The sequence below is a fragment of the Vreelandella sp. 162(4c) genome, assembly GCF_058152265.1.
In genome coordinates, this window is record NZ_CM176981.1 from 5,039,179 (window position 1) to 5,056,953 (window position 17,775).

Annotated in this window: 21 protein-coding genes; 19 read left to right on the forward strand and 2 right to left on the reverse strand. The window is 53.2% G+C overall.

The window, feature by feature from the left end; genetic code table 11:
* Window positions 1–83 precede the first annotated feature (83 nt).
* The 5 genes from AC4EYZ_RS23230 to AC4EYZ_RS23250 all read left to right on the forward strand — a co-directional run bounded on the left by AC4EYZ_RS23230 (window position 84) and on the right by AC4EYZ_RS23250 (window position 2,709).
* A complete protein-coding gene (locus AC4EYZ_RS23230; RefSeq protein ID WP_474192168.1) occupies window positions 84–500 on the forward strand; it encodes a GFA family protein in 417 nt (138 codons plus the stop codon).
* Between the two features lie 96 nt (window positions 501–596).
* Complete coding sequence (locus AC4EYZ_RS23235; RefSeq protein WP_474192169.1) at window positions 597–1,229, forward strand: LysE family translocator; 633 nt, start codon at window positions 597–599, stop codon at window positions 1,227–1,229.
* Window positions 1,198–1,419: a DHCW motif cupin fold protein gene (locus AC4EYZ_RS23240; protein WP_474192173.1), complete on the forward strand. Its 222-nt coding sequence runs from the start codon at window positions 1,198–1,200 to the stop codon at window positions 1,417–1,419. The genes AC4EYZ_RS23235 and AC4EYZ_RS23240 overlap by 32 nt, the downstream gene beginning before the upstream one ends.
* Window positions 1,420–1,456: 37 nt before the next feature.
* Window positions 1,457–2,080, forward strand: a complete 624-nt coding sequence (locus tag AC4EYZ_RS23245) for a SagB/ThcOx family dehydrogenase (protein WP_474192170.1) — start codon at window positions 1,457–1,459, stop codon at window positions 2,078–2,080.
* A gap of 14 nt (window positions 2,081–2,094) precedes the next feature.
* Window positions 2,095–2,709, forward strand: coding sequence for a LysE family translocator (locus tag AC4EYZ_RS23250; RefSeq protein ID WP_474192171.1), 615 nt, complete (start codon window positions 2,095–2,097; stop codon window positions 2,707–2,709).
* Between the two features lie 123 nt (window positions 2,710–2,832).
* Here AC4EYZ_RS23250 and AC4EYZ_RS23255 read toward each other — a convergent pair.
* A protein-coding gene (locus AC4EYZ_RS23255) for an IS3 family transposase (RefSeq protein ID WP_490203814.1) occupies window positions 2,833–3,995 on the reverse strand; the annotation gives its coding sequence in 2 pieces (ribosomal slippage) (window positions 2,833–3,740 and window positions 3,740–3,995; 1,164 coding nt in all).
* 430 nt (window positions 3,996–4,425) lie between these two features.
* Here AC4EYZ_RS23255 and AC4EYZ_RS23260 point away from each other — a divergent pair.
* The 7 genes from AC4EYZ_RS23260 (at window position 4,426) to AC4EYZ_RS23290 (ending at window position 8,514) form a co-directional block, all read left to right on the forward strand.
* Window positions 4,426–4,650: a PaaI family thioesterase gene (locus tag AC4EYZ_RS23260; RefSeq protein ID WP_490204297.1), complete on the forward strand. Its 225-nt coding sequence runs from the start codon at window positions 4,426–4,428 to the stop codon at window positions 4,648–4,650.
* A gap of 138 nt (window positions 4,651–4,788) precedes the next feature.
* Window positions 4,789–5,262, forward strand: coding sequence for a GNAT family N-acetyltransferase (locus tag AC4EYZ_RS23265; protein WP_490204051.1), 474 nt, complete (start codon window positions 4,789–4,791; stop codon window positions 5,260–5,262).
* Between the two features lie 156 nt (window positions 5,263–5,418).
* Window positions 5,419–6,015: a GNAT family N-acetyltransferase gene (locus tag AC4EYZ_RS23270; protein ID WP_474192499.1), complete on the forward strand. Its 597-nt coding sequence runs from the start codon at window positions 5,419–5,421 to the stop codon at window positions 6,013–6,015.
* A 95-nt stretch (window positions 6,016–6,110) separates the two neighbouring features.
* Window positions 6,111–6,488: a DUF6841 family protein gene (locus AC4EYZ_RS23275; protein ID WP_474192500.1), complete on the forward strand. Its 378-nt coding sequence runs from the start codon at window positions 6,111–6,113 to the stop codon at window positions 6,486–6,488.
* Between the two features lie 106 nt (window positions 6,489–6,594).
* Entirely contained in the window at window positions 6,595–6,969 is a 375-nt protein-coding gene (locus AC4EYZ_RS23280; protein WP_474192501.1) for a VOC family protein, read from the forward strand.
* Between the two features lie 418 nt (window positions 6,970–7,387).
* Complete coding sequence (locus AC4EYZ_RS23285; protein WP_233975081.1) at window positions 7,388–7,810, forward strand: GFA family protein; 423 nt, start codon at window positions 7,388–7,390, stop codon at window positions 7,808–7,810.
* Window positions 7,811–7,968: 158 nt separating this feature from the next.
* Complete coding sequence (locus tag AC4EYZ_RS23290; RefSeq protein ID WP_474192502.1) at window positions 7,969–8,514, forward strand: macro domain-containing protein; 546 nt, start codon at window positions 7,969–7,971, stop codon at window positions 8,512–8,514.
* A 109-nt stretch (window positions 8,515–8,623) separates the two neighbouring features.
* On the opposite strand, the gene AC4EYZ_RS23295 is transcribed toward AC4EYZ_RS23290, so the two are convergent.
* A complete protein-coding gene (locus AC4EYZ_RS23295) occupies window positions 8,624–9,526 on the reverse strand; it encodes a LysR family transcriptional regulator (protein WP_474192503.1) in 903 nt (300 codons plus the stop codon).
* Between the two features lie 158 nt (window positions 9,527–9,684).
* On the opposite strand from AC4EYZ_RS23295, the gene leuC reads away from it, so the two are divergent.
* The 7 genes from leuC to AC4EYZ_RS23330 all read left to right on the forward strand — a co-directional run bounded on the left by leuC (window position 9,685) and on the right by AC4EYZ_RS23330 (window position 17,765).
* Window positions 9,685–11,136, forward strand: coding sequence for a 3-isopropylmalate dehydratase large subunit (gene leuC / locus AC4EYZ_RS23300; protein WP_009286959.1), 1,452 nt, complete (start codon window positions 9,685–9,687; stop codon window positions 11,134–11,136).
* A 3-nt stretch (window positions 11,137–11,139) separates the two neighbouring features.
* The gene (leuD, locus tag AC4EYZ_RS23305) at window positions 11,140–11,787 is read left to right on the forward strand and encodes a 3-isopropylmalate dehydratase small subunit (protein WP_474192504.1); all 648 of its coding nucleotides are present in this window, start codon (window positions 11,140–11,142) and stop codon (window positions 11,785–11,787) included.
* A 101-nt stretch (window positions 11,788–11,888) separates the two neighbouring features.
* A complete protein-coding gene (gene leuB, locus AC4EYZ_RS23310) occupies window positions 11,889–12,968 on the forward strand; it encodes a 3-isopropylmalate dehydrogenase (protein ID WP_490204052.1) in 1,080 nt (359 codons plus the stop codon).
* A 134-nt stretch (window positions 12,969–13,102) separates the two neighbouring features.
* Entirely contained in the window at window positions 13,103–14,215 is a 1,113-nt protein-coding gene (gene asd, locus AC4EYZ_RS23315; RefSeq protein ID WP_022523215.1) for an aspartate-semialdehyde dehydrogenase, read from the forward strand.
* 179 nt (window positions 14,216–14,394) lie between these two features.
* Window positions 14,395–16,182 (forward strand): type IV pilus assembly protein FimV, encoded by a 1,788-nt coding sequence (locus AC4EYZ_RS23320; RefSeq protein ID WP_490204053.1) that lies wholly within the window; start codon window positions 14,395–14,397, stop codon window positions 16,180–16,182.
* 9 nt (window positions 16,183–16,191) lie between these two features.
* Window positions 16,192–17,130: a tRNA pseudouridine(38-40) synthase TruA gene (gene truA, locus AC4EYZ_RS23325; protein WP_474192535.1), complete on the forward strand. Its 939-nt coding sequence runs from the start codon at window positions 16,192–16,194 to the stop codon at window positions 17,128–17,130.
* Entirely contained in the window at window positions 17,127–17,765 is a 639-nt protein-coding gene (locus tag AC4EYZ_RS23330; protein ID WP_474192536.1) for a phosphoribosylanthranilate isomerase, read from the forward strand. Before truA ends, AC4EYZ_RS23330 begins: the two co-directional genes overlap by 4 nt.
* Window positions 17,766–17,775 lie beyond the last annotated feature (10 nt).

Here is a 17,775-nt window from a genome sequence, read left to right on the forward strand (position 1 = left end):
TCTTCGCTTCATTATGCACCAGCCGTCGTTCTGAACCACTGTTCCGATCACTCACACGTTAGAGGCCAAGGGAGATCGAACACTTGATCACTGGAAGCTGTCACTGCAAATCGATTTGTTTCACCATTGATCGGCCCCGGCTTTCTGTGAGGCGATGCTATTGCGAGACCTGCCGTAAGCTCTCGGGCTCAGACTATTCGTCCGTAGCCCGAGTTGCGCGTGACAAGTTCACCATTACATCAGGAGCAAAGCAATTGTTGTCCTATGAGTCACGCCCTGGAAAGCAGCGCTTCTACTGTTCCAATTGCTTCAGTCCGATTTACGTCACTACCAATAATGAAACAGAGTTTCTCCGCGTTAGAACCGGGCTGCTGGATGGAGATCCTCAAGTTGAGGTAACGGGTCATATGTGGGTCTGTGAGAAGCCTTCATGGGTAGTAATTGAGGATGATAAACCAATTTACATAGAAAACTATATTGGTCCGTCCGACCCGCTCTAACAGTCGCCAGCACGGCGACCATCATCAAGTGTTGCTACGTTGCGGTGTGTGTGATGGGCATTCGCTTCATACTAGGGGGTGATAGGAGGAAGGTGGATGGGCATTGAGCTTATTGGCTTCGTCGCAGTCGTATTGCTGGCATACCTTATTCCCGGCCCGGATTTTCTGCTAGTCAGCCGATATGCGGTACAGCATCGTCGACTCGGTTTAGCTGCTGCGCTGGGTGCTCAGAGCGGACTCTGTATACATATGCTGATGGCCGCTCTGGGCCTTTCGACCATTGCGGCCCGCTCCGCTGAGCTGTTTATGCTGATTCGGTGGGCAGGTGCGGCTTATTTAATCTGGATGGGACTAGCAGTTCTGTATAGCAGTCGTAGCCAGCACCGTAGTGCACAGACACACGTGCCAGAAAACATTGATGCCACTAGCCGTAGCCGTGCTTTTGCCAATGGTTTTTTGTGCAATTTGCTCAACCCCAAGGCGATCATCTTCTTCCTTAGTGTCTTACCCCAGTTTATCGATCCCACGGTTAGTGCAGCTCGGCAAATTTTGATACTCGGTGTGCTTGATGTACTGATTGGTGTCGCTTGGTGGTGGGGCGTTGTCATACTTATGGAGCGCGTAGCACAGGCATTACGCAGGCCGTGCATTCGGCAGTGGTGGGATTGGGTTACTGGCAGTTTGATGATCGGTGCTGGTGTTCTCTTGGTGCGCAATAGTCCGAATTAGTATTGCTATATCAGATCATTGGTGTGCTAGAAGGCACATATTACTCTACCTAGAATGTAAGCTTTATACGGAGCTAGATGATGGTCGTTGCTTTGTTCTCACGCCTGGTTCGAGCTATCAAGTTGCCGACAATGCCGAACTTCATCGTTCTTCGACGGAGCAGGGAGCTAAGTTGTTCGTCGTCGACTAGCATCACATAATCACTGTTATACATAGGGAGTAAACGCATGGTCTTCGACTTACCTGCTCCAGAACAGCAAGGCTCCAAGTCATTGGTTGGTAGTATTGCGGCTCGGCGCAGCGTGAGGGAGTACACGAATGCACTGCTCCCTATAGGTGTTTTGTCTCAATTGCTTTGGTCGGCCCAGGGCGTAACAGGGCCGGATACAAAAAGAGCAACGCCATCGGCAGGTGGATTATACCCGCTACACCTAAAAATCTTGGTGCAGCGGGTATCGGAACTTGAGCCCGGTATCTATGAGTATCAGGCTGATAATCATTCGTTAAAGTTAATTGGGAACCGTGTTCCGGAAGGGGCAGTGCAAGCGCTAGGGATTGGCGATCAACCATGGTTGAAAGAAGCGGCTCTCGTCATTGGAGTTGCCGCGAAACTTGGAGAGGCAGTTCGGCACTTTGAAGCTCAGCCACCCCAGGGAGAGCGCGGCGCTCGCTATGTCTATATGGAAACGGGGGCTCTAGCACAAAATGTTCATCTTCAGAGTACAGCGCTCGGAGTTGGTTGTGTTTTAGTGGCAGGTTTCGATGATCCAGGGGTGAAGGAAGTATTGAGACTGCCTTCAGACTTGGAGCCTACTGCGTTGCTGTGCATTGGGCAGCGTCGTGCCCCATAGAGGAGTCGTCATTTATGTTCTCTACTGAGTTCTTGCTTACCTCGTTGGTTGTCGTAATGATCCCAGGCACAGGTGTTATCTTCACCGTTTCCATTGGCTTAATGCATGGGCGTCTGGCAAGTCTCTATGCTGCTATCGGTTGCACACTTGGTATTGTGCCGCACCTGGTGGCCACTGTTCTGGGCCTGGCGGCTATCATGCATACGAGCGCGATAGCATTTCAGGTGCTCAAGTATGCGGGGGTTGTATACCTTCTGTACTTGGCCGTCGTTACTTGGCGTGATCGAAGCGCTTTCTCTGTTCACGAGGTGAGGCGAAAGGGCGATGCCGTTTCGCTGATGGGTAAGGCGTTTCTGCTGAATATCCTCAACCCCAAGCTGACCATTTTCTTCTTAGCCTTCTTGCCGCATTTCATTGCAACAGACGTCCAGTCATCTTTAGGGAATTTGCTCGGACTGAGCGCTATTTTCATGGCGATGACCTTTGTTGTCTTCGTCATCTACGGGCAGCTTGCCCATGCATTTAGAGCAGCCGTTATTGATTCACCTAAGATTCAGGGTTGGTTGCGAAGGAGCTTCGCGGCAGCGTTCGCGGGTCTAGGCGTACAGCTCGCGCTGACTGAGCGGTAAGGCCTAAGCAATCATTTAAACCCATACCGCAAAGCGGGTTAACTCAGCGCTAGGTATAAAGAGAGAAGGGATGAGCGCGACACGAATAATGATCATCGGAGGTCCTGGCTCAGGTTGTAGTGGTCAACTAATCCCGGACAGTAATTTAAGATTTTCCTCAGCCACAACGGGAGGCATGCCACCGTTAAACGAATGAGGGCGCTGCTGGTTGTAGTAACCCATCAGATATCCACTAACGTCTTTCTTGGCCTCAGGTAGATTTCGATATCCCAAAGCCGGTATCCACTCCGATTTCAGGCTCCGGAACAGCCTTTCCATCGGCGAGTTGTCCCAGCAGTTGCCACGTCGGCTCATGCTTTGTTTAATTCGATAGCGCCAAAGTCTTTGGCGGAACTTGCGGCTTGCATACTGACTACCCTGATCGGAATGGAACATGACGCTCTTTGGCTGACCACGTTGCTCCCAAGCGTGATCCAGCGCTTTCACAACAAGATCTGCATCTGGGCTGGACGAAATGGCCCAGCCAACAACACGACGAGCATAAAGATCCAACACAACGGCAAGATAGCTCCAACGCTGGCCACTCCAGATATAAGTGATGTCACCACACCAGACCTGATTGGGCTGGTCTGGTATAAATTTGCGGTCAAGATGGTTCGCAATATCAGGTCGCTCAACGGTCGCCTGCTTGTAAGCATGAGGGCCCGGCTGCTTACAGATCAACCCCATTTCGCTCATCAAACGCCGAACCTTGAAACGACCAATGGTGACGCCTTCTTCGTTGAGCAAACCCTTGATCGAGCGGCTACCAGCTGAGCTGCGACTCTTTTTGAAAAGGCGGTTTACCTGAGCTTTTAAGGCCAGACGCTCAACATACACGCGGTGCCGCCGCTGGCGGTACTCGTAGTAACTGGAGCGGCTAATATCAAACGCGTTACAGACCATTTCAACAGGCATTTGCTCACTCAACTGGTCTATCAGCGCGTACGATTCATGTCGTCCGACATCAAGAGAGCAGTAGCCTTTTTTAGGATGGTTTTTTCCATCTCAAGGCGTTTGCAGCGAGCCTCAAGCTCCTGAATACGCTGCTGTTCTGGGGTTAACGCTTTGCCCTTAGGGGTTACTCCCTGACGCTCGTCCGCAAGCTGGTGAACCCAGCGTCGGAGGGCGCTTTCACCGACACCCAACGAGGTACAAGCTTGGGGATAGCTGTACCCTTGATCTAGTACTAGGCTGGCAGCTTCCTGCTTAAATTCAGGCGAAAAAGTACGTCGTTTCTTGGTCATCAGACACCTCGCTTATGGTGGCAATATTACCACCTACGTTGGTGTCCGGTTTTATTGAACCACTACAGGTAAATCTAGGTTGGCGCTTAGGCTTTCGAGGTTACTTGACATAGCTGTTTATTGTGTTGATGAGGCCGTTCATGATGAGGAGGGGGAGCTTCGGACAAACTCCGAAATTGATAGCACGGTAAGATCCTGGGAATCAAAACATCAATGGATCATTGAAGGAGGGAACTCTAGAACCTATTCGGATAGAGCGTCTAGAGCTACCGTTCTTGTCTTTATGAAGCCGCCACGTTGGTTAAGAGTCTATCGAGTGGCTATTCGAGATAAATTCAATTTCTCATTGCTTTACTGGTCTTTTAAGAATGATGAGATATATGGGGGGAGAGATGGCTTGGTTTTGGGCCTGAATTCATAGAATAACTGCATCACCTTTGCTGGCGCGTCAGTACTAGGAAGCTGCGTTACCTCAGAATACAAAGTAAACTATGTTCGGCCTGCAACCGGAGATCGGCTGGTTGCTAGATCTGCACTTTTATACACTGGTAAGCGTCAGTCTACTTGTGAGTGTAAAGTATACTCGCAAGGAAATGGCGAGGAGAAGTTGGTTGCGGTTTCTCTTGGAACCATAAGCAAGACCGGTGCGTTGTAATCTAACCACTCATTCTGGAGGCTAGCTTACAACAGGCACATTTTGTGTGCGGCCACTGCGCTCCTGGTTTTGCACAAAAATCTGTACATTGCAGGCTGCCCTTGCACTTAGCTTTAGCCCTTGGAAGGAGAAAATGAGATGTGCGAGTCTCTAGAGGAAAGCGTTTCGTTTCGTGTGGCCACCCACCAAGATCTGCAAGCTATCGTACAGATGCTAGCCGACGATAACCTTGGTCTAAAGCGTGAAGATCCTTCAACTCCTCTGTCTCATTCCTATCATACGGCCTTCGAAGCTATCGATGCTGATCCTAACAATGAGTTGGTAGTTGCAATTATAGGCCATCATATTGTGGGCGTGCTTCAAATTACCTTCATTCCATATCTAACCTACCAGGGGAAATGGCGAGCTCTGATAGAGGGTGTTCGCGTATCCAAGGAAATCCGATCATCTGGAATTGGTCGCGCTATGTTTGAGTGGGCCATAAATCGCGCTAAAGAAAGAGGGTGTGTTCTGGTTCAACTCACAACTGATAAGTTGAGGCCGGATGCATTACGCTTTTATGAGGACTTCGGCTTCGTAGCGTCTCATGAAGGAATGAAACTCAAACTGTAATCCTGCAAGCAGGCGAGGATTCTTTAAGGCCTCCCAATGTTTGGCCTCTTTGGCTAATAAAAACGTCAATGCGACCTGGCTGCTTTAAATCCAGCTGTTTACGCTCATCGTTAAGCTTCTCCCTTGACCGCCTACAGAAGATATTTGAGTACACATATGGCCTTTATCGAACCCGTCACCCTCTCTGCGCGCGGCGTAAAAATCGTGCCGCTTACACTCAACCACGAAGCCGGTCTGCGCGCTGCCGCAGCGGACGGGGAGCTATGGAACCTGCGCATTACATCGGTACCAGCGCCTGACGAGACGCACCGCTATATTGATACCGCTTTGAAAGCCCGAGAGGAAGGCCACCGCTTTGCCTTTACCGTCATTGAAGAGGCCAGTGGTACGGTGCTTGGCTCTACTAGTTACCATGATATTTTGCCTGACGTAAAAAGAGTGGAAATTGGCTACACGTGGTACGCCAAGCGAGCGCAGCACACGCATGTCAACACCACTTGCAAGCTGCTGCTATTGACACACGCTTTCGAGACGCTGGGATGTAATGTAATCGGCTGGCGTACTGACAACTTCAATTTTGCCAGCCAGCGTGCAATTGAGCGCCTAGGCGCGAAAAAGGACGGCGTGATCCGTGGCAATGTGCTGCGCCGAGACGGCACGATTCGCGATACGGTGATGTATAGCCTGCACAAGGGCGAATGGCCAGAGGTGCGTGCGCATCTCAACTATCTGTTGAGCCGACCCCGCACGTAGTGAGGAAAGCGTCGTGGCTTAGTCATGCTTAAACGCCATACAAGCATGATTGGATTCGTTTATTCTGGTGTTATGGCACGTGTTGAGGAGGTGGTATGTCGTTCGAAGAGTTACGGTCTGAAGTGCATAAAACTTACATGGAATACTATGTTGCTGGATTTAAGAGCAACGACGTAACGCTGATCGATAAAATGGTCAAGTATCCAATCGCATATATTAAAAATGGCTCGGTGACAATGTGTGATTCCTATCCGATAGATCCCAAAAGCCTTAAAAAGGAAAAGGGTTGGGATCATTCTGTCGACTGGAAGTTTGAGGTGACAGCTGTCAATGATAGTGAGGCTCATGCAGTTGCCTCTGCTGTCAGATGCAGAATAGATGGTTCAAAAATTGAGAGTGTTCATGGGTTCTATGCTTTTACCAAAACGGCCGATGGATGGAAAATGTACGCCGTTGCAGATACTACCTTTTGATTATTACAAAACGAAGCAGCACGTGGCTTGCAGCCTCCGAACGCTTCTAAACTCGCGCCGCAGTGCTTGGCATTATAAGTATCCATATGGGTAAAAGGAGTCGTAAGTGTTTGAGGTAAAAGCAACCCAACATGTGCTGGCGGTTAACGATCTTGAGAAGACCGAGAGTTACTTTCTCGACAAACTCGGATTTTCTGTCCGTTTCCGTGTAGATGGCTGGTCGTTCCTTAGCCTTGGTAGCTTTCACGTTATGTTGGGGTACTGCCCGGACGAACTTCCTGCCCGTGATACGCATGAGCACTCGTACTTCGCATATGTAAACTGTGAGGGTATAGACGAGATATATCGTGATTATCAGCAGAGTGGCGCTGAGATTTTCCAGACAATAGCTGATAAGCCTTGGGGGCTGCGTGAGTTTGGTGTGGCTACGCCAGAGGGGCACCGAATCATGTTCGGTCAAGATCGTCCGTTGGGTGGCTGATATCTGCAGCGCTATTATGGCAGTTAAGGGTGTTGAAACGCCGACAAGCTAAAAGGAGGTGAATTATGCGTAGTGCGGAAAAACTTTGCTCACAGAATGCGACGATACACCGTGTATGTGTAGAACGACTTCTGCGCCGGTAGGGCACTGGGCATCGAAGTGGACGATGCGGTGTTGTCATCGGCCATAACCTGCCCCCAGCCTGAAGAGAGTTTGTTTAATCCGCACGAAGCGGGCCGCTATCCCCTCCACCAAGCCCTGGCTCAACATTTAACCATCGATCCAACAAACTATCTGCCGCGCCCATACCTTAAATGGAGAGTCTAATTTTGAGCTATCTTGGTGGATGTTGTTAAGAAACCTCGTAGCTATTTTGGCTTTTGACGGTTAAACACGATCAGAACTGAAGGAGAGAAACATGGTAACCAACACAGAGCTTCATGGGGCTTGTCTTTGCGGGATTGTCAGCGTCACCGTTACCACCAAAAGCAACCATGTCGGCGTTTGTCACTGCTCGATGTGCAGAAAGTGGGGTGGGGGGCCGCTGTTTGCGGTGGAGTTTGCCGGTGATGTGGATTTTAACGGCTCGGAGCATATAACTACCTTCAGTTCCTCAGAATGGGCTGAGCGTGGTTTCTGCCAACAGTGTGGCACCCACCTCTTCTATCGCTTAAAGCAGGGTGGGCATTACGCGCTTCCCGTTGGCCTTCTTGATAGCGCGGATGATTGGAAAATAACCGAACAGATATTTATCGACCAAAAGCCCACTTACTATTCACTCGCAGAAAAAACCAAGCAGCTGACCGGGGAAGAAGTGTTTGCCCAATTTGGGGAGCAGTAGAAGCTCAGTTCATGGTGCGCCAATTCCGCTCTCTTACTAATGCTGACTTGAACTGGAGCTTGGGTTTGCCAAAATGAGGGTTATAACTGGCAGCACTTGGCAAGGAGAGCCTTCATCAGCGGCCGCTACGTAATGCCTGGTAATAGTCGGAGGAGCTTATGAGCGACAAGAGCAGAATCAGCGTGCAGTGCGTAGTGGGCGATATCGCTCAACAACCCGATGTAGATGCCGTGGTCAATGCCGCCAATGCACAATTGAGAACCGGTGGGGGCGTTGCCGGGGCGCTTCATCGCGCTGCTGGGCCCGGCCTGGCCGAAGAGGGACAGTCAATGGCGCCCATCAAGCCGGGCCAAGCGGTACTTACCGGCGGTCATAATCTGCCCAACCGCTGGGTGATTCACTGCCTGGGCCCGGTATACGGCGTCGACAAACCGGAGGATCAACTGCTGGCGGACTGTTACCGCAATGCGCTGAAACTGGCCGACGAGCACGGTATTGAACGGCTTGCTTTCCCGGCACTGTCTACCGGTGCTTTCGGCTACCCGGCGGAAGAAGCCGCTCAGGTGTGTGCGGCTACCCTCGAAGCCATACTGCCCAGCTTGCATAAAGTGCGCCTGATCCGCTTTGTGCTGTTCGACGAAGCAGCCCGGCATACCCTCCACCAAGCTCTGGCTCAACGCTTAACCATTGATCCAGTAGACTAGCTGTAGCGCCAATTGTTTAGCTGACGCATGCATGAGAGCTGAGTGGAGGTGCAGCTTCTGCTTAGGGGGCAGCTTTAGCACTGCTGCGCTGCCGCGGGTGCACTTGAGCCTATTTTATAGCACTTTCACGCCGCGTATTCTCCAGCTCCTCAATCATTCGGCGCGCTGCATTAGAAAGCGTTCGATTGGTATGCACCAAATAGCCCAGCGGTCGGTAAATAGGCGGGGTGTCTACCTTTAGCTCTACCAGTTCGCTGTCGATCATCTTTTCCGGCAGCAGGCTCCAGCCTAATCCTACGCTGCACATCATTTTTAGCGTTTCTAAATAGTTGGTCGCCATGCTTACAGGCAATTGAAGACCAGCTTCGTTAAAACGTTTCGCAATAAGTGACCCTGTAAAGGTCTTCGCCCCCGGCATTACGCAGTTGAATTCACACAGGTCGGCCAATGACCGGAGGCTTTGAGGTGCCGGGTCTTGGTTGGCAAGTGGGTGGTCAATCGCACAGGTAAAACAGAGCCGATCACGCCAAAGCTCTACGACCTGCAGTTGTTCATGAGGGTGGGGGGCGAGAGTCACCACCGCCATTTCCAGAGTGCCATCCAGCACCCCCTGGTAAGCCTGCTCAGAATCCAGAAAGTGCAGGTCGAGTTCGACTTCCGGATGGCGCTGAGTGTACTGCTTTAATAGTGGTGGTAAGCGGTGCAGGCCAATATGGTGGCTGGTGGCCAGGGTAAGCTTGCCGCCCACTTGGCCAGACAGGTTGGCTAGTGCCCGGCGGCTGTCCTCAACGGTAAACAGGATGCGCCTCGCTTGGGGCAGTAAGACATTACCGGCTTCGGTTAGCGCAATACGTCGACCAATGCGGTCAAACAGCCGTGCACCTACCTGAGACTCCAAGGTAGCGATGCGTTTGCTAACGGCGGGCTGGGTAAGATAAAGCTGCTCCGCCGCGCGAGAGAAACTTTGCGTATCGGCGACAGCCAGAAAGGCTTGTAGGCTTTGGGTATCCACTGACGTATCCCTGAATAAGTATTCCTGTTTGGAATCTAATCTATGAATAACATGAATTGCTTTTATGCGCGAGTCGCGTAACACTTGTGCTACCGACATATAAGCAGCACGAAGAGGCTGCGTTACCGAACTAGCAGGGCACCGCCCAGGAGAGCCACATGTCAGGTCAAACCCTTTACGACAAACTCTGGAATCAGCACTTGGTTAAACAGCGTGATGACGGCACCGCGTTGATCTATATCGACCGCCAGCTGCTTCACGAAGTGACCTCGCCTCAAGCGTTTGAAGGCCTGCGTTTAGCTAATCGTAAGCCGTGGCGTTTGGATGCCAACTTGGCTACGCCCGACCATAACGTGCCGACGACCATTAAAGAGCGCGCCGAGGGCAACAGCGGTATTAAAGACCCGGTGTCGCTGATTCAGGTGCAAACCCTGGACGATAACTGCCTTGAGTACGGCATCGAAGAGTTCAAAATCAACGATCCGCGTCAGGGCATCGTGCACGTGGTCGGCCCAGAGCAGGGCGCAACGCTGCCGGGTATGACCGTGGTATGCGGCGACTCCCATACCGCTACCCACGGTGCCTTTGGCGCCTTGGCCCACGGTATCGGTACCTCGGAAGTTGAGCACGTAATGGCGACCCAGTGTTTGCTGGCGCAAAAAATGAAGAATATGCAGGTGCGCGTGGAAGGTGAGCTGGGCCTGGGCGTGACTGCTAAAGACGTGGTGCTGGCGATTATCGGCAAGATCGGCACCGCTGGCGGCACCGGCTATGCCATTGAATTTGCCGGTAGCGCGATTGCTTCGCTCTCTATGGAAGGGCGCATGACCGTGTGCAACATGGCTATTGAAGCGGGTGCACGAGTAGGTTTGATTGCCGTTGACGATACCACCATTGATTACCTTGCCAAGCGTCCTTTCGCGCCCACGGCAGAGCAGTGGGAAGCCGCCGTGGCGGACTGGCGCAATCTGGTGTCTGACGACGATGCGCAGTTCGATAAAGTGGTTACTTTGCAGGCTGAAGAGATCGAGCCACAGGTGAGCTGGGGCACCAGCCCGGAAATGGTCACCGGTATTTCCGGCCAAGTGCCCGATCCCAGCGCTGCGCTGGATGAAACCGTGCAGCGTAGCCACACTCGTGCCTTAGAGTACATGGGCCTTCACGCCAATCAGAAAATTACTGATATCAAGTTGGATAAAATCTTTATCGGCTCCTGCACCAACTCGCGTATTGAAGATTTACGTGAAGCCGCCAAAGTCGCCAAGGGCAAAAAGGTAGCTGATTCCATCAAGCTGGCCATGGTGGTGCCGGGTTCTGGCTTGGTGAAGCGCCAAGCTGAAGCGGAAGGTTTGGATAAGATCTTTATTGAAGCAGGCTTTGAGTGGCGCGAGCCGGGCTGCTCCATGTGTTTGGCGATGAACGCGGATAAGCTGGGTGCCGGTGAACACTGCGCCTCTACTTCTAACCGCAACTTTGAAGGGCGTCAGGGCTACGGTGGCCGTACGCACTTGGTCAGCCCGGCCATGGCAGCGGCAGCGGCGATTGCCGGTCACTTTGTTGATGTTCGCAGCTTGCCCGCTAACGACGCCACTCACGCTCAGGAGGCCTAAACCATGAAAAAATTTGAACGTTTTGAAGGCGTGGTAGCGCCCCTGGATCGCGCCAACGTCGACACTGATTTGATTATCCCGAAGCAGTTTTTGAAGTCGATCAAGCGTACCGGCTTCGGCGTTAACCTGTTTGACGAACTGCGCTACTTGGATGAAGGCCAGCCGGGGCAAGACTGCTCACAGCGCCCGCTGAACCCTGATTTCGTCTTGAACCAGTCGCGTTTCAAAGGCGCGGAAGTGCTACTTGCTCGGCGCAACTTTGGTTGCGGCAGCTCTCGTGAGCACGCGCCTTGGGCGCTGGAAGATTTCGGTTTTAAGGTAGTGATTGCGCCTAGCTTTGCCGATATCTTCTACAACAACTCGTTCAAGAACGGCATCTTGCTGATCACCTTCCCAGAAGACGTGATCGATAGACTGTTTGCCGAGGTGGAAGCCAACGAAGGTTACCAGTTGGATGTGGATCTGGAGAACCAGCGCGTAGTAACGCCCAGCGGCGAGATTTTAGAGTTTGAAGTGGATGAGTTCCGCAAGCACTGCCTGCTGGAAGGGCTGGACGATATTGGCCTGACGCTAAAAGACGAAGACGCCATTCGTGCTTTTGAGCAGAAGCATAAAGCTGCGCGTCCCTGGTTATTCCGGCAGTCTGCGTAAGTATTTTTGAGATCTCCCAATGCGTGGGCAAGGGCAGGTCGACGTCACACAGGCCTGCCGTTGACCCTAAGTTATTTAGTTGTAAGTGCTAAGGATTCAGCATGACTCATAAGGTATTACTGCTGCCGGGTGACGGTATTGGCCCCGAGATTGCCGCCCAGGCGGCACGTTTGTTGAAGGCGTGCCAAGAAGCGGGCTTGGATATTGAAGTAGAAGAGGGCTTGGTGGGCGGCTCTGCCTATGATGTCCACGGCGAGCCTCTGCCCGCAGAAACCCTGGAAAAAGCTAAAGCAGCCAGTGCGATTTTGTTGGGCGCAGTGGGTGGCCCCAAGTGGGACAAAATTGAAGACCTCTCCAAGCGTCCTGAAAAAGGCCTGCTGGGGCTGCGTAAAAACCTTGGATTGTTCGGTAATCTGCGCCCGGCAATGCTCTACCCGCAGTTGGCCAGCGCCTCTAGCCTGAAGCCGGAACTGGTGGCCGGGCTGGATATTATGATCGTTCGCGAACTCACCGGCGGCATTTACTTCGGCCAGCCCCGTGGCATTGAAGTACGAAATGGCGAGCGGGTTGGTTTTAACACCTATATCTATTCTGAAAGCGAAATTGAGCGTATTGGCCGCGTCGCCTTTGAAATGGCCCAGAAGCGTGGCAAGAAACTTTGCTCAGTAGATAAAGCTAACGTGCTGGAAGTGACCATCTTGTGGCGTGAAGTGATGGAGCGTTTGGCGCCGGAATACCCGGACGTTGAGCTTTCCCATATGTACGTGGATAACGCCGCCATGCAGCTGGTGCGCGCGCCCAAGCAGTTTGACGTGGTGGTGACTGGCAATATGTTTGGCGACATTCTCTCTGACGCTGCCGCTATGCTTACCGGCTCCATCGGTATGCTGCCTTCTGCTTCGCTAAACGAAAGCGGGCAGGGCATGTACGAGCCATGCCACGGTAGCGCGCCGGATATCGCCGGTCAAAATGTAGCTAACCCACTGGCCATGATGCTTTCGGTAGCCATGATGCTGCGTTATTCGTTGGGTGAAAATACCATGGCGGAGCGTATTGAAGCCGCCGTCGGCAGCGTGCTGGATGACGGTCTGCGCACTGCGGATATCGCCTCTGAAGGTATGCAGACCATCGGCACTGATGCCATGGGCGATGCGGTGTTAGCGGCGTTTGCTAAGCAGTGAGTAAAGTCGTCGGGCTACCCCGGTGCCCTTATTTACTCAGCCATTATCATTGAGCCGTTGTTCAGTGCGGCTTCAAAATCACCGTAAAGAAGTGTGTATAATGTGAGTACTCATTCTTTGCAGGAGGACTTCATATGTTGAAAGTCGGTTTCGTGGGATGGCGTGGCATGGTGGGCTCAGTGCTGATGCAGCGCATGCAGGAAGATGGTGATTTCAACGGCATCGAGCCGGTGTTCTTCACCACCTCCCAGGTAGGCCAGCCCGGCCCCGACATCGGTGTCGACGTACCTCCGCTGAAAGATGCCTTTGATATTGAAGCGCTCAAAGCGTTGGATGTTGTTGTCACCTGCCAGGGCGGTGACTACACCAAGCCGGTCTATAAAGATCTTCGCAGCGCAGGTTGGAAGGGCTACTGGATTGACGCCGCCAGTACCCTGCGCATGGAAGATGAAGCGACGATCGTGCTGGATCCAGTCAACCGCAAGGTTATCGACGACCAGCTAGCCAAGGGCGCTAAAACCTTTGTGGGCGGCAACTGTACCGTGAGCCTAATGCTGATGGGCTTGGGCGGTCTGTTTGAAGCCGATATGGTCGAGTGGATGACCTCCATGACCTACCAGGCGGCTTCTGGTTCGGGCGCTAAGCACATGCGTGAGCTGCTCAACCAAATGGGCCAACTGCGCGACAGCGTCGGCGAAGAGCTAAAAGATCCGTCAAGCGCGATTCTGGATATCGACCGCAAAGTAACGGCTGCCATGCGCAGCGGTGACTTCCCGACCGATAACTTTGCCGCGCCGCTGGCAGGTAGCTTGCTGCCATGGATCGATACCAAGCTAGACAACGGCCAGAGCCGCGAAGAGTGGAAGGGCAGCGTTGAGACCAATAAGATTCTCGGGCTCGACAACAACCCGATCCCCATCGATGGCCTGTGTGTGCGTATCGGCGCGATGCGCTCGCACAGCCAGGCGTTCACTATCAAGCTGAAGCATGATGTGCCGTTGGATGAGATCGAAGATCGCATCGCCAAGCACAACGAGTGGGTCAAGCTGATTCCTAACGATAAAGACGCCACCATTGCTGGCCTAACGCCTGCGGCTGCCACTGGCACGCTGCAAGTGCCGGTTGGGCGCCTGCGTAAACTGCAAATGGGCGGCGAATACCTCTCGGCATTTAGCGTGGGTGACCAGTTGCTGTGGGGCGCCGCAGAGCCGCTGAAGCGTATGTTGAAGATTCTTCGCGAACAGTAATTGTTTATTGTTGTACGCCAGTCGAAAACGGGAAGCTGTTCGCAGCTTCCCGTTTTTTTTCGGCTAGTCATCTTGATAGTGGGAATAACGCCGTTATTTCGTTAAGTTATGACAAAAAAGACTTAGTAAAATTATCTGGCATCAGTCGTTAAAAGTAAGTAGGTGATCAGGGAACATTCATGAAAAAATCACTGGCATGGATTACATGGCTCTCGTTGAGTGCAGTAAGTCCGATTGCGCTGGCCGTTGGTTTTGGGCAGGCGAGTGTCAGCTCATATCTGGATGCGCCTTTAGATGCTTCGATCCCTCTGCTCGAAAGCAGTGATTACGCCCTCGACGAGATTCATATCAGCGTTGCCGAGCCACCAGCCTTTGCCTCAGCAGGCCTTGAATGGACGCCATTAGCGGCCAGTGTGCGCGTCCAGATTCAAGAGCAGCAGGGGCGCCGGCAGGTACGCTTAAGCTCTGATAAAACGATGCAGGAGCCCTGGCTTGATTTGCTGTTAACGGTGGAGTTGCCAGACGGGCAGCAGTTTCGTGACATAACACTACTGTTTGATCCCCAAGGCTATGCACAGAATCAAGCGCTTGCTCAGCCCAGTTCGACGTCGCCATCGAGTGCCTATGTGGGTAGCGGCGATACCCTATGGAGCGTTGCCGAGCGTATTAAACCTGACGAGGTGAGCGTACAGCAGATGATGGTGGCGCTGCTGGAGGCCAACTCTGAGGTCTTTCCATCGGGCAATATAAATGACATGCGTGCAGAGCAAACGCTTCGGGTGCCTAATACTGAACGCATTCGGGCGCGCTCTCACGGTGATGCCGATGCTGCTATCAAAGCGATGAATGAAGCCTGGCAGCAACGCCGCAATGGCTCATTGCAAACAGTGGCGCTACCGAAGGTTGAAGCCGCCACGTCTGTTTCTGCTACCTCCATAGCCGCCGACCAAGCTGGGGTTGAAGAGGAAGTCGACGAGCCTGAAGCATTATCTCGTTCGGAACTGACCGAGCAACTGCACCTAAGCCAAACGACATTACAGCAGGTTCTCGAAGAACGTGAGCTGATGCGCGCTGAGCTTGATGAGCTGCGTGGTGAGGTTGCCTCCCTAACGCAGGCGCTAAGCGATACGTTGGCTGCTCAAGAGCCACCTCCAGCGCCACTCATTGCTAGCATGGATGAGACGAAGAGCCCGGGTGTGGCTGGCTTAATTGAGCGCTACCAGTGGACGTTGGCTTTGGCCGCCATCACACTGTTGTTAGCGCTGTTGGTATGGTTACGTAATCGCCGAGAGGAGACCTGGGAAGACATTCCGCTGGCTGAATCCGTGGTTAAGCCAGCGGCTTCGCCTCGCGTAGAACCCAAGGCTGAGAACGATGCTCTTGCCACTAACCCCGCACCGACATTAGATACCGATCAGTGGCTGGTCGACGATCAAGGGCAGACGCCATCGCAAGACGACCCCCTTCGCTATGAAAAAAGTCAGGCATCGGGACTCGCTGAGCAGGGGCGTCAGCGGAGGCTGAAGCTATACGCTGTTTCCGCTGACCGTTCTCAAAACGTCTCTTTAGCACCGCCGCCGAGTTCTATGCCCATGAGCCAACTGCTGGCTTCTATCCGTGCCGGTATGCCTGCCTCTGGGCCTGCGGCTGCTAATGCTCATGTGCAGCAAACCGACAAGCCTTCTGAAACCGCTGAGGATCCAGGCCATCGCTTTATCGATTACCATCCGCCGATCTTAAACAGTACTTCTAGCAGCGCTTCAAATAGCACTTTAAACAGTCAGGGCGGCCTGCGTACCGAAACCCCCATGCAGCCCACGGTGGAGTTCTCCAGTGAGTCGCATGCCGAATCGGTGCCTCCCGCGAAACAGCCACGTAGGCCAGTTGAAGAGGAATGGGAAATTGAAGAGGTAGCATTCAAGCCTCGAGGCCTGGATAATAGCGATCCTTCAAAATCTTCAAAATGATGTGGCTTGATGACGCTGTTCTATCACTTCGATGAGAAAATTCCGCTTACCGGCCGCTTGGCAATGGGGATCGAGTACGACGGTACCCGCTACTGCGGTTTTCAGCGCTTAAACCACTCTGCATCGGTTCAGGCATCGTTAGAGGATGCGCTGTCCAAGGTGGCCAATGAGCCTATCCGGGTGAATGCCAGTGGGCGCACCGATTCGGGGGTGCATGCGACCCGTCAGATCATCCATTTTGACCCGCCGGTAGGGCGCTCCGAAAAAGCCTGGATCTTTGGTGCTAATACCCATTTGCCCCGCGACGTTGCTGTACGCTGGGTGAAGCCAGTGGGCGATGACTTTCATTCACGTCTATGCGCTCTGGGTCGCCGCTACCGCTACGTGCTGCTGAACCAGATCAGTCGCCCGGTATTGGAACGGGCCAATGTGACCTGGTGCCGTGACCCGTTAGACGCCGATGCCATGCACCGGGCCGCCCAGGCGCTGGTAGGCGAGCACGATTTTTCCAGCTTCCGTGCCGCTGGCTGTCAGTCCAAAACCCCCTGGCGACATATGCACTTTGTGGACGTAAAGCGCTACGGCCAGTTGGTGATGATCGATATTCAAGGCAACGCGTTCTTACACCACATGATTCGCAACATTGCCGGGGCCCTGGTGAGCGTCGGACGCGGTGCCCAAGATGAAGCTTATATTGGTGAACTTTTAGCGCTTAAAAACCGTCGCAAAGGGGATGTGACGGCACCCGCCTGCGGGCTGCATTTTGTCGATTCGGTCTACGATGAGCGCTTTGATCTGCCTAAAGAGCCGTTGGGGCCGCATCTGCTCTCATTTACTGGAGAGTGGACGGGAGAGCGCGAGCTTCCTGATACGCCACGGGTGGCCTATCGACGCAATCGCTCGTTGTGTAACCCGGCAGCTACCCCTAAACAGGAGGCGTCGTCATGAGTGCTGCTCCGCAAACCCGCACCCGAATCAAGTTCTGTGGTTTTACGCGTGGTGAGGATATTGACCTCGCCGTGGCGCTGGGCGTGGATGCCTTGGGTTTCGTTATGTGGCCAAAAAGTGCGCGCAGCGTGAATATCGAACAACTGGCGGCGCTCTCTGCCCGCGTGCCTGCCTTTGTGACCCGCGTGGGGCTGTTTGTCGACCAGCCTGCTGAGCTCATTGAGCAGTGCTTGCCCTATCTCGATATGCTTCAGTTTCATGGCAATGAAACGCCCGATGAGTGCCAGCGCTTTTCGCTACCCTGGATGAAAGCGCTGCGCATGCGCGATGAGATAGATCTTACCCATGAGGCCGAGCGCTATCATCACGCTCAGGCGCTGCTGCTAGACGCGTATCGGCCGGGGACACCGGGGGGCACGGGGGAGACCTTTGATTGGTCGAGAATCCCCGCAAATCTTGCAAAACCTGTTATCCTCGCCGGTGGGTTGAGTACTGATAACATTGCTGACGCTGTGCGTCAGGTAGCGCCTTATGCAGTGGATGTGTCCGGCGGTATTGAAGCCTCCCACGGCTGTAAGGATGCTGACAAGATGGCGTCTTTCGTGCGTCATGTGGCGTTAGCCGACACCTGCTAGCGTTCGCCGC